The following is an 11,298-nucleotide window of genomic DNA, read 5'->3' on the forward strand; positions in this document are numbered from 1 at the left end:
GCGGGCGGCGCTCAATCTCACAGGCACTGAAGATGCAGCGGCTACCCTTGCCAGGAACCATAGAATCTCCCACAGGGATCGCATCAGGGCTGACAGGTGTTTGCCACACGCGCTGAAGATGCAGTGGCGAGCACCTGGCATGATGCATTGCCAGAAACCATAGAGTCCCACAGGAGCAGCACTGGGTTCGAACGCTGTGGTGGTGCTGTGGGAACTGGCTTACCCGCCACAGGGGCCATCAGCCTTCAGACATGCACGGCAACTTTCAGCGCTTCAAGGGCTGGCTCGACCTTGATCCCCAGCTCGGCGCCCAGTTCCAGCACCCGCGCCAGGTCGTGCTGGCCCACCATCACCATCTGCAGCTCGTCATCCAGCAATTGGCTGAAGTTCAGTAGCACATAACCGCCGGCTTCCTTGTTCAGCGCGCCCATCTGCACCTGAATGCGGTTCAAGGCAGTCAGCGGCTCGGTGCGGGCCAGTTGTTTGGGCTTGAGGGTGAACGGCACGCTGCTGTCGAACGAGTCGCTGATCTGCTGGAACAGCGCCTGGTAGCTGTCGGCCTGGAACACCACGGTGTCCGGCAGGCTGCCCAGCACCACCCATTCGCCCAGCGGGATCGGGAAGGTGTCGTCGTAGTTGATATCAGGGTTGGCGGCGAGGAACGCGGCCGGGTCGGCGTAAGCCTGGGCGGCCTCGTCGGCGATGCGCTCGATGTCGGCCTCGCGCATGCAGCCAGCGCCAATGAGGCTGATGAATTCGAGCAACTGAGTTTTCATGAGGGGGGCCTGCGGCGGGTGAAAGTCGCCAAGGATAGCCGCAAATGCCCCCAGGCCGTTAGCCGGCCTGCACTTGCAGGCGTGCTGCCGTATCCACCGCGCCCATGGTGCGCGCGGCCATCAGCGCGGTGGCCCCGCGGGCATCCTGGCGCGCCGGGTCGGCGCCCTCGGCCAACAGGTAATCGAGTATCTCGCAGCGGTTGAACATGGCCGCCAGCATCAGCGCCGTGCGCCCATCCTGGGCCGCTGCGTCTACCGGCACGCCGTGCTCGAGCAACAGGCGGATCATTGCCAGGTCACCCTTGAAGGCGGCACCGGCTATCGGCAACTGGCCGTTGTCGTTGGCAATCAGCGGGTCGGCGCCGTGGGCCAGCAGCACACGCACTGCGTCATGGTGACCGTGGTAGCTGGCCAGCATGACCAGGGTGTCCCCTTTGTGGTTACGCAGGTTGGCCGGCAGGCCGCTGGCGAGCAAGCGCTCGAGCATCTCGGCATCGCCCTGGCGGGCCCGTTCGAACACCTGCTCGGCAAAGGCTGCGGTTTCGTCATCGGTCATGGTGGCGTGTGCGGCTTGGCTGGTCATCGGGAACCTCCTTGCGTAAATGATTGCCCAAGTGTTTGTCAGGCACGCAATTGCGGTCAAAGGTTCATATTCTATTGCGCCGATAGCCACCGCCCGCTTCGTGCAAATTGCACTGTGCAAAATGCACGACCTTGCAAGCTGCACGGAAGCGCTTCTGCAAAAGCATCGCAAGCCACTGAATTTAAAGGACTTTTCATGAATTCAGATTCTGGCACGGTCACTGCAACTACCTACTCATGTCTGCCACACAACAGCCAGGAGTTGCTATGGACCTTATTCAGCAAAAATTCGTCTCGGTATTTTCGGCCTACGAAGTGACCACCCAGGCTCGCCCGGACGGCGGCGTGCTGCTGACCCTGCGTGCGGCTGATGGCAAAGTGACCCGACGCGTACTGACCTATGGGCAAATGCACAGCGCCGAGCAGCTGTCGTGGGCCATCAGTGCCATCCGCCGTGACCTGGCTGAACAGGCCAGTGAGCTGCCGGTGATCTCGATGCTGCAGAGCCAGCAACGGTTTGCCTTGCCGACCTACCGCTGAGTGCTGTTGAGATAACTCAGCCCTATAGGCTGCGTTGTCGCGCAGAGAGCTTGTGTGGGAGCGGGCGTGCCCGCTCCCCACAAAGCGAAGAGGCCGGTGCAGGCATTACAACTCGTCAATGCCCAGAAATGCCCGCGCACTTACATCCCCGGTAAACCTCGCCTGCGCACCCTGCTCGCTGCCATACAAACGCAAGGCCAGGCAGAACGGCGCCTCACCCAGCTCGACCCAGCGCCGCGTGCCAGCCGGCACGTGCAATTGATCCCCCTTCTCGCACAACACCGAATACACCCACTCGCCCACCCGCAGCCCCACCTGCGCCCGCCCGCTGATCACGGCGAAAACCTCGCCGGCGTCATGCACGTGTTCATCGCGCACATCAACCTGCGCGGGTTCCTGGCCGTCACGGTTGAGCAGTACGAATGCCTTGCTGCCCTGCGCGGTCATCAGCTGGTCGAGGTACGCGCGGCACGCCGCCAACACCTCGTCCTGCGCAGTGCCCGGGCGCACCCGTACGCCAGGTTCGGCATGCTCTAAACGCACGCCGTGTTCAGCCAGGGTTGCGGCGATGTCATCGTGGTGAGTCAACACCTTGTGCGGCAATGCCGGGCTGGCGGTGTGGAAAACGCTGAGAATGCTCATCAGGGGCGGGTCCTGGTCGGTTGCGAACAAAGGCCAATGATAACGGCTGCAGCCAAGGCTGCGGCACTGGCCATACCAAAGGTGAAGCTGGGCCCCAGCAGTTTCCAGCTGTAACCCGAATACAACGCTCCCAACGCGCCGCCGGTACCCGACAGCGCGGCGTAGAAGGCCTGGCCCTGGCCCTGCAGGCGAGCGCCGAAGCTGGCCTGCACGAACGCGATGCTGGCGGCGTGGAAACAGCCGAACGTGGCCGCATGCAGCAGCTGGGCGAAAACCAGCACCGCCGGTTCGGCCGCCAAATTGCCCAACAGCAGCCAGCGCACGGCGGCCAGCAGGAAACTGGCCAGCAACACACGTTGCACGCTGAAACGGGCGAACAGGCGGCTCATGCCCATGAACATCAACACCTCGGCCACTACCCCCAGTGCCCACAGCAAACCGATGGCGCCACGGCTGTAGCCCAGGTGTTCCAGGTGCAGGGTAAGGAAGGTGTAGTACGGGCCGTGGCTGAGCTGCATCAGCGCCACGCAGGCATAGAAGGCGATCACCCCGGGCGCACGTAGTTGGCGCAGGAAGCCGCCGGCAGCGCTGCGCTCGCCCTGCTCCACCGGCTGGGCATTGGGCACCCACAGGCTGGCGGCGACGATACCGCCCATGATGATGACCAGCGCCAGCGGGTAGATGTCCAGGCTCAGCCACTCGAATACACGGCCCAACCCCACCACGGTGAGGATGAAGCCGATCGAGCCCCACAGGCGCACCTGACTGTAGCGTGCCGTTTGCCCATGCAGGTGGGCCAGGGTGATGACCTCGAACTGCGGCAGTACCGCGTGCCAGAAGAACGCATGCAGGGCCATTACCAGCGCCAGCCAGGCGTAGCTTTTGCCGAAGAACACCAAGGAGAAGCTGGCCAGCGTGCACAGCGCACCCAGGCGCACGATCAGCAGGCGCTGACCACTGCGGTCGCCCAGCCAGCCCCACAGGTTGGGGGCAATGCAGCGCATCAGCATAGGGATGGCCACCAGCTCGCCGATGCGCGCCGGGCTAAAGCCCAGGTGGTCGAAGTAAAGGGCCAGGAACGGCGCGGTGGAACCGAGCAGGGCGAAATAGAACAGGTAGAAGCTGGACAGGCGCCAGTAAGGGATGGGTTGCATGAGGTGGCCTTGTTGGGGGCCTGTAGCGGCCCTATCGCTGGCAAGCCAGCTCCCACAGGGATCGCATCAGGGCTGACAGGTGTTTGTCAGAAGATATGCAGCGCCTGTTAGAGCGAGCGCCGCCCGCGCGGCGCATCGCGAGCTGCGCTCGCTCCTACGTTTGTTTCGGGCCAATTATTCCTGTGGGATTTGCGCGCGAACACCTTGGCGCATACCTCAATATCGCGCCGTACAAACAAGGCGGTCGCGCGCACCCGGCACAGGGGTTACTGGCCCGAAACAAACGTAGGAGCGAGCGCAGCTCGCGATGCGCCGCGCGGGCGGCGCTCGATCTCACAGGCGCTGAAGATACTGCGGCTACCCTTGCCAAAAACCATAGAATCTCCCACAGGCGGCCCACAATGTTCTGGTTTGTGGTGACCCTGTGGGAGCTGGCTTGCCAGCGATGGGGCCGGTGCAGGCAGATCAGCGCTGGCCCAGCACCGGGGTAGCCACCTGCACATCGGCATTTTGCGCACGGTGGCGCAGCAGGTGGTCCATCAGGGCAATGGCCATCATCGCTTCGGCGATCGGCGTGGCACGAATACCCACGCACGGGTCGTGGCGGCCTTTGGTGATCACCTCGACCGAGTTGCCATCCACGTCGATGGAACGCCCCGGGGTGGTGATGCTGGACGTCGGCTTCAGCGCCAGGTGGGCCACGATGGGCTGCCCCGAGGAAATGCCACCCAGAATGCCGCCGGCATTGTTGCTGAGGAAGCCTTCAGGGGTCAGCTCGTCACGGTGCTCGGTGCCCCGCTGGGCCACGCTGGCGAAACCGGCGCCGATTTCAACGCCCTTGACCGCGTTGATGCTCATCAGCGCGTGGGCCAGTTCGGCGTCGAGGCGGTCGAAAATCGGCTCGCCCAGGCCAGGCATCACGCCTTCGGCAACCACGGTGATCTTGGCGCCCACCGAATCCTGGTCACGGCGCAGTTGGTCCATGTACGCCTCCAGCTCCGGCACCTTGTCTGGGTCGGGGCTGAAGAAGGCATTCTGCTCCACCGATTCCCAGGTTTTGAAAGGGATTTCGATCGGCCCCAGCTGGCTCATGTAGCCGCGCACGGTGATGCCCTGGCTGGCCAGGAACTTCTTGGCGATGGCACCGGCGGCCACGCGCATGGCGGTTTCGCGGGCCGAGCTGCGGCCGCCGCCGCGGTAATCGCGCAGGCCGTACTTGTGGTGGTAGGTGTAGTCGGCGTGGGCCGGGCGGAACAGGTCCTTGATAGCGGAGTAGTCCTTGGACTTCTGGTCGGTGTTGCGGATCAACAGGCCGATCGAGCAACCGGTGGTGCGCCCTTCGAATACGCCGGACAGAATCTCCACCTCGTCGGCCTCCTGGCGCTGGGTGGTGTGCCGGCTGGTGCCGGGCTTGCGCCGGTCCAGGTCGTGCTGCAGGTCGGCGAGGGAAATTTCCAGGCCCGGTGGGCACCCGTCGACAATGGCGACCAACGCCGGGCCGTGGCTTTCGCCAGCGGTGGTGACAGTGAACAGCTTGCCGTAGGTATTGCCGGACATGGACGCTCCGCGAGATCTGCCTGAAATGGACGAAAGCGGCAGTATACAGATGGTTTGATCGCCTGTGCTGGCCCTTTCGCGGGCACGCCCGCTCCCACAGATATCACCCTGTGGGAGCGGGCATGCCCGCGAAGAGGCCAAACCTGCCAAGCCCCCCAGAACCTTCCCCAAAACATTGGGTCAAACCCACATCTCCCCATGTAGTACCGCATGATGTCGCGCCTTGTCGCCTTGATCCTCTTGCTGTGTACCGGCCTGGCCCAGGCCGCCGCCCCCACCGTGCTGCAACGCCCCATCGACCTCGACACCGGCCAAGGCGTGCTGCACGGCAGTTTGCTGCTGCCGCAGCAAGCCACACCGCCGCCGGTGGTGCTGATCATTGCCGGCTCTGGCCCTACCGACCGTGACGGCAACAACCCGGCCTCGGGCAGGGTCGACAACCTCAAGCGCCTGGCCCTGCTGCTGGCCAACGAACACATTGCCAGCGTGCGCTACGACAAGCGTGGCGTGGCTGCCAGCCAGCCTGCCGCACCTGATGAGCGGGACCTGAGCGTGGAGCGCTATGTGGCCGACGTGGTCGCCTGGAGCCACAAGCTCAAGGCCGACCCGCGCTTTGGCCCGCTGATTCTGATCGGCCACAGTGAAGGTGCGCTGATTGCCAGCCTGGCCGCCGAACAGGCCGGGGCCAGCGCCGTGATTACCCTGGCCGGCAGCGGCCGGCCAATGGCCGACGTGTTGCGCGAGCAGCTGGCCCAGCGCCTGCCGCCGGCGCAACTGGCCGGTGGCAGCGCCCTCCTCGACCGCCTGCAGGCCGGGCAAACCAGCCTGGACGTGCCGGCACCGCTGCGCCAGGTGTTCCGCCCTAGTGTGCAGCCCTACCTGATTACCCTGTTCCGGCAAAACCCCGCCGCCGCCTTCGCCCGCCTGCCGATGCCGGCGCTGATCGTGCAGGGGCGCAACGATGTGCAGGTGGACGTGGCCGACGCCGAACGGCTCAAGGCAGCCAAGCCGGATGCGCAGTTGGTGTTGATCGACGGCATGAACCACATGCTGCGTATCAGCCCCAAAGACATGAGCCAGCAACGCGACAGCTACCTCAACCCTGAGTTGCCCCTGGCCCGCGAACTGGGTGAGCGAATCGTGACCTTTATCCAGCATTTGCCTTCGGCCTGAGGCAACGCCCTCAGGTCTGCGGCCTGCCTGCCGATACAGCAGGCATAGCCGAGGACCAGCCCCGATGACCATTGCCCCCGCCGCCGCAGAGCCGGCCGAAGAGCCCCAGGACAACCCCGCCCAGCCCTGGGCCGACCTGCCGGTCGAACACTTCCAGCTATTGCGCCTGGCCGCGCTGCCCACCGACCGCAGCACCGGCGCCCGGCCGCTGCGCTTTGTGCAGTTCGGCTATGCCGAGCGCCATGACAAGGCCCACAGCCTGCTGCGCATGGAGATCCAGTTGCCTGGGCAGAAGGTACACAAGGAACAGAACCGCCTGGACATCCGCGTGGACCATGCCGAACGCCGGGTACGTATCGGCAACGCCCAGGGCTTGCAGCTGGAGCCGGTCAACCGCGGCATCGGCCGCTTCCTGCTGGCCCAGGCCGCGCAATGGTTGCAGCGCAAATGGTCGCATTACCAGGTCGAGGGCATGCCCTTGCCGAACAAGGACGCGCTGAACGAAGACTCACGCCTGCGCCGTGACCACTGCCTGCGTGGGGTGGGCATCGAGGTGGAATACGAAGACGCCCAGCACCTGAAAGGCCGCACCGTGGAAATGCCTGTGGGGCAGTTGAAAGCAGCCTGGAGCAATGAACGGCTGCAACGGGTGGCTATCCTTGATGCGGCCAGCTTGCTGCAGCAGGCAGACCAGCAGTTGCAGGAAAAAGACGCACAGCTGCGCGAGCGTGATGAGCGGGTGGCCAAGTACCAGCGTGAAGATGGCGGGCTGCGCTTTACCATTACGTGCCTGGTGGCGTTTGCGGTGTTTCAGGCGGGGCTGCTGATCTGGATTGCAACCCGTTAAGACCGCGTTGCCTGTTTCGCGGGCTTGCCCGCCCCCACAAGGACCGGTGATCTACCGGTGGGAGCGGGCGTGCCCGCGAATGGGCTGCAAAGCAGCCCCGTTCGGAATCAGACGCGGCCCTTGAACAGCTCCTGGTGCTGGCGGCACTGCTCAGCGGTCAGCATGAACACCCCATGCCCGCCGCGCTCGAACTCCAGCCAGGCAAAGTCCACCTCGGGGTACAGCGCCTCCACATGCACCTGGCTGTTGCCCACTTCGACAATCAGCAAGCCTTTTTCGGTGAGGTGGTCGGCCGCTTCGGCCAGCATGCGCCGCACCAGGTCCAGGCCATCATTGCCACAGGCCAGGCCCAGCTCCGGCTCGTGGTGGTACTCGGCCGGCATGTCGTCGAAGTCTTCGGCGTCGACATACGGCGGGTTAGACAGGATCAGGTCGAAGCGCTGCCCCGGCAAGCCGGCAAAACCGTCGCCCTGCACGGTGTACACACGGGCGTCCAGGCCATGGCGCTCGATGTTCTGGTTGGCCACTTCAAGGGCCTGGAACGACAGGTCGGCCAGCACCACTTCGGCCTCGGGGAACACGTCGGCGGCGACGATGCCGATGCAGCCCGAACCGGTGCACAGGTCCAGAATGCGTGCCGGCTCGTTGGCCAACCACGGCTCGAAGCGCTTTTCGATCAGCTCGCCAATGGGTGAGCGCGGCACCAGCACGCGCTCGTCGACAATGAACGACATGCCGCAGAACCAGGCCTCGCCCAACAGGTAGGCAGTTGGCACGCGCTCTTCGATACGGCGCTTGAGCAGGTGCTGCAGGCGCACCCGCTCGTCGTCTTCGAGCATGCAGTCCAGGTAGCTGTCGGCCACCTCCCATGGCAGGTGCACCGCACCCAGCACCAGCAGACGGGCTTCGTCCCAGGCATTGTCGGCACCATGGCCGAAGAACAGGTCATGCTCATGGAAGCGGCTGACTGCCCAGCGGATGTAGTCGCGCAGGGTGCGCAGGCGGGATGTGATCACGGGGTACTCCTAATTCAGAACGGACAAAAGTCTAACAGCCTGGGGCACAGATTTGTTCCATCGCAGCGTTGCCGGGCTAGCCACAGGCCAGTAACCATGCCACTTGCGTTGTCAACCATTCCCATTGGCGCCAATGCAGGGGAGAATAGGTGCACAAAAGCCCTACCAAGGAGCCCTTGATGTCCGTTCCAACCACGATGTTCCGCCTCACTGGCCGCGATTACCCGCCGGCCAAGCTGAGCCACGCCAGCCTGATCATCATCGATGCGCAAAAGGAGTACCTCAGTGGGCCCCTGCAGTTGTCGGGCATGGACGAGGCCGTGGCCAACATCGCCAGGTTGCTCGACGCCGCGCGCAAAAGCGGCCGTCCGATCATCCATGTTCGCCACCTGGGCACGGTGGGTGGCCGTTTCGACCCACAGGGGCCCGCTGGCCAGTTCATTCCAGGGCTGGAGCCGCTGGAGGGCGAAATCGTCATCGAAAAACGCATGCCCAATGCCTTCAAGAACACCAAGCTGCACGAAACGCTGCAGGAACTGGGGCACCTGGACCTGATCGTGTGCGGTTTCATGAGCCATTCCAGCGTCAGCACCACCGTGCGCCGCGCCAAAGACTATGGTTACCGGTGCACACTGGTAGAAGACGCTTCGGCGACCCGCGACCTGGCGTTCAAGGACGGGGTTATACCGGCCGCGCAGATTCACCAGTGCGAAATGGCCGTGATGGCCGACAACTTCGCTTGCGTGGCCCCAACCGCCAGCCTGATCTGAGGCCCTGGCACGACCGCCCGGCAGCCGGGCGGAACCCAAGGGGCGGCGGCAGGTCGAATTCCGGATATCCACAGAGGAGAGCGGAATGAAGCTCAAAGGCAGTTTCGACGCCAAGCGCCTGCGCCCGCGCCAACCGCGTAACTGGGGCGCCCGCCTGGCGGCCGGGCTGTCCGCCCTGCTGGCGACCCTGGGCGTACTGCTGGCCATGGCCGGCATCGCCGGCTTGCTCGGCAACTACCCTGCCCTGCAGGAACTCAACGCCAACAAGGCGTTGTCCAGCATCGTTACCGTGGCTGGTTTGCTGCTGCTGTGGCTGGGCGTGCGCTTGTGGCGGCTCAGCCGCATTCGCCTGCGGCGCGGGCGTGAGCTGAACCTGTCGCCGCACCTGATGAAGAAGCATGATTGAGGGTTTTGTATTGGCTGCATAAAGCCCCCACAGTCGCGTAAACTACGCCGCCCACGTGGAGGCACCATGCAAGACGACGATTTTTCCCTGTTCAAGGCCGAAGTGCGCGGCGTAAAGCCGATCCGCCACGACCGCGCCGAAGTCGGCAAGCCCAAGGCCGACCGCCAGCAGCTGGCCGGCCTGCGCCAGGCGGCGACCGTTCGCAGTGACAAGGCGCTGGTCATCGACGGTATGTCTGACCAGTTCGTGATCGACGTGGGCGCCGAAGACGAACTGATGTGGCGCCGCGACGGCGTGCAGGAAACTCAGCTGCGCAAGCTGAAACTGGGGCAGATCCCGTTCGAGGGCAGCCTCGACCTGCATGGCATGACCGTGGAGAAGGCCCGCGAAACCCTGTGGGCCTTCATCGCCGAAGCCACCAAGCTGGAAGTGCGCTGCGTGCGCGTGACCCATGGCAAGGCTGCGCGCCTGGACGGCAAGCGGCCGATGATCAAAAGCCATGTCAACACCTGGCTGCGCCAGCACCCGCAGGTGCTCGGCTTTGCCTCGTGCAGTGCCCGCCACGGCGGCACCGGTGCCGTGTATGTGATGCTCAAGCGAACCATGCTCGAAGGCCGCGACGAGTAACGCCGTGCTTGCAGCGCCGCGCGCGCCGCCGTAACCTTCGTTTTTGCGATTTTTTCCCAAGGTAGATCCATGTCCCTGGAACAGAACTACACCGAGATCCTCAGCCAGCTTGGCGAGGACGTCTCCCGCGAGGGCCTGCTCGACACGCCCAAGCGGGCTGCAAAGGCGATGAAGTACCTTTGCCGCGGTTATGAGCAAACACTGGAAGAAGTGACCAACAACGCGTTGTTCAGCTCTGACAACAGCGAAATGGTACTGGTCCGGGACATCGAGCTCTATTCGATGTGCGAACACCACATGCTGCCGTTCATCGGCAAGGCGCACGTGGCCTACCTGCCCAAAGGCAAGGTGCTGGGCCTGTCGAAGGTCGCGCGCATCGTCGACATGTTCGCCCGCCGCCTGCAAATTCAGGAAAACCTCAGCCGCCAGGTGGCCGAGGCTATCCAGCAGGTTACCGGTGCCGCCGGCGTGGCCGTGGTGATAGAAGCCAAGCACATGTGCATGATGATGCGCGGTGTGGAAAAACAGAACTCGACCATGATCACCTCGGTGATGCTGGGCGAATTCCGCGACAACGCCGCCACCCGCAGCGAGTTCCTCAGCCTGATCAAGTAATTGGCTGCAGACCCCGAGCCGACCCTTGCAGGTCGGCTTTTGCATTTCAGGAGTTGCCCATGATCGTCAAAGCCCTGCGGGTTGGCCTCGGCCAAGTCATCGTGTTTGCAGACTGGGTCAGCCGCCCGGCCAAGCGCAAGCGCGACGCCGCCGCCCAGGCCCGCGTCGACCAGGCGGCCAAGGGCCTGGCGCTGTACCAGTTCCATGCCTGCCCGTTCTGCGTCAAGACCCGCCGCACCCTGCACCGCCTGAACGTACCGGTGGCGCTGCGTGATGCCAAGAACGACTCGGCGCACCGCCAGGCCCTGCAAGAAGGTGGCGGCCGGGTGAAAGTGCCGTGCCTGCGCATTGAAGAAGCGGGCAAGGTGACCTGGATGTATGAGTCCAAGGCCATCATTGCCTACCTTGATGAGCGGTTTGCCTCGGTCTGACAGGTTTCAGCTTTCCTGCACTGGCCATATCGCCGGCAAGCCAGCTCCCACAGGGATCGCCTTAGGGCTGACAGGTGTTTGCCATAAGGTATGGCAGCGCCTGTTGGAGCGAGCGCCGCCCGCGCGGCGCAATCGCGAGCTGCGCTCGCTCCTACGTTTGTT

At 64.1% G+C, this 11,298-nt stretch carries 14 protein-coding genes; 8 read left to right on the top strand and 6 right to left on the bottom strand.

Features of this window, described 5'->3' with window-relative positions; all coding sequences use genetic code 11:
• Positions 1 to 245: 245 nt before the first annotated feature.
• Positions 246 to 776, bottom strand: a complete 531-nt coding sequence (locus tag EGJ22_RS24745; protein WP_125855613.1) for a hypothetical protein — start codon at positions 774 to 776, stop codon at positions 246 to 248.
• 58 nt (positions 777 to 834) lie between these two features.
• Entirely contained in the window at positions 835 to 1,359 is a 525-nt protein-coding gene (locus EGJ22_RS24750; protein ID WP_054881728.1) for an ankyrin repeat domain-containing protein, read from the bottom strand.
• A gap of 266 nt (positions 1,360 to 1,625) precedes the next feature.
• Between EGJ22_RS24750 and EGJ22_RS24760 the strand changes: the two genes are divergently transcribed.
• A complete protein-coding gene (locus tag EGJ22_RS24760) occupies positions 1,626 to 1,898 on the top strand; it encodes a DUF3509 domain-containing protein (RefSeq protein WP_054890614.1) in 273 nt (90 codons plus the stop codon).
• Between the two features lie 105 nt (positions 1,899 to 2,003).
• Here the strand turns inward: EGJ22_RS24760 and EGJ22_RS24765 are convergent, their stop codons facing one another.
• The 3 genes from EGJ22_RS24765 to aroC all read right to left on the bottom strand — a co-directional run bounded on the left by EGJ22_RS24765 (position 2,004) and on the right by aroC (position 5,251).
• On the bottom strand, positions 2,004 to 2,540 hold the full coding sequence (locus EGJ22_RS24765; RefSeq protein ID WP_125920438.1) for an oxidase: 537 nt from the start codon (positions 2,538 to 2,540) through the stop codon (positions 2,004 to 2,006).
• Positions 2,540 to 3,694, bottom strand: a complete 1,155-nt coding sequence (locus EGJ22_RS24770; protein ID WP_125920439.1) for an MFS transporter — start codon at positions 3,692 to 3,694, stop codon at positions 2,540 to 2,542. The genes EGJ22_RS24765 and EGJ22_RS24770 overlap by 1 nt, the downstream gene beginning before the upstream one ends.
• A gap of 465 nt (positions 3,695 to 4,159) precedes the next feature.
• Positions 4,160 to 5,251, bottom strand: a complete 1,092-nt coding sequence (gene aroC, locus EGJ22_RS24775; RefSeq protein WP_125920440.1) for a chorismate synthase — start codon at positions 5,249 to 5,251, stop codon at positions 4,160 to 4,162.
• 210 nt (positions 5,252 to 5,461) lie between these two features.
• On the opposite strand from aroC, the gene EGJ22_RS24780 reads away from it, so the two are divergent.
• Entirely contained in the window at positions 5,462 to 6,424 is a 963-nt protein-coding gene (locus EGJ22_RS24780) for an alpha/beta hydrolase (RefSeq protein WP_125920441.1), read from the top strand.
• 64 nt (positions 6,425 to 6,488) lie between these two features.
• A complete protein-coding gene (locus EGJ22_RS24785) occupies positions 6,489 to 7,271 on the top strand; it encodes a hypothetical protein (RefSeq protein WP_009683239.1) in 783 nt (260 codons plus the stop codon).
• A gap of 107 nt (positions 7,272 to 7,378) precedes the next feature.
• Here the strand turns inward: EGJ22_RS24785 and prmB are convergent, their stop codons facing one another.
• Entirely contained in the window at positions 7,379 to 8,287 is a 909-nt protein-coding gene (gene prmB, locus EGJ22_RS24790) for a 50S ribosomal protein L3 N(5)-glutamine methyltransferase (protein WP_009683238.1), read from the bottom strand.
• 179 nt (positions 8,288 to 8,466) lie between these two features.
• Here prmB and EGJ22_RS24795 point away from each other — a divergent pair, with 179 nt between their 5' ends.
• The 5 genes from EGJ22_RS24795 (at position 8,467) to EGJ22_RS24815 (ending at position 11,136) form a co-directional block, all read left to right on the top strand.
• Entirely contained in the window at positions 8,467 to 9,057 is a 591-nt protein-coding gene (locus EGJ22_RS24795) for a cysteine hydrolase family protein (RefSeq protein ID WP_009683237.1), read from the top strand.
• Positions 9,058 to 9,142: 85 nt separating this feature from the next.
• The gene (locus tag EGJ22_RS24800; RefSeq protein ID WP_125920442.1) at positions 9,143 to 9,463 is read left to right on the top strand and encodes a hypothetical protein; all 321 of its coding nucleotides are present in this window, start codon (positions 9,143 to 9,145) and stop codon (positions 9,461 to 9,463) included.
• 66 nt (positions 9,464 to 9,529) lie between these two features.
• The gene (locus EGJ22_RS24805; RefSeq protein ID WP_009683235.1) at positions 9,530 to 10,090 is read left to right on the top strand and encodes a Smr/MutS family protein; all 561 of its coding nucleotides are present in this window, start codon (positions 9,530 to 9,532) and stop codon (positions 10,088 to 10,090) included.
• A 69-nt stretch (positions 10,091 to 10,159) separates the two neighbouring features.
• On the top strand, positions 10,160 to 10,705 hold the full coding sequence (folE, locus tag EGJ22_RS24810) for a GTP cyclohydrolase I FolE (protein ID WP_054911867.1): 546 nt from the start codon (positions 10,160 to 10,162) through the stop codon (positions 10,703 to 10,705).
• A 59-nt stretch (positions 10,706 to 10,764) separates the two neighbouring features.
• Complete coding sequence (locus EGJ22_RS24815; protein ID WP_125920443.1) at positions 10,765 to 11,136, top strand: glutaredoxin; 372 nt, start codon at positions 10,765 to 10,767, stop codon at positions 11,134 to 11,136.
• Positions 11,137 to 11,298 lie beyond the last annotated feature (162 nt).

The organism is Pseudomonas sp. p99-361, from assembly GCF_003935475.1.
Taxonomy (GTDB): Bacteria; Pseudomonadota; Gammaproteobacteria; order Pseudomonadales; family Pseudomonadaceae; genus Aquipseudomonas; species Aquipseudomonas juntendi.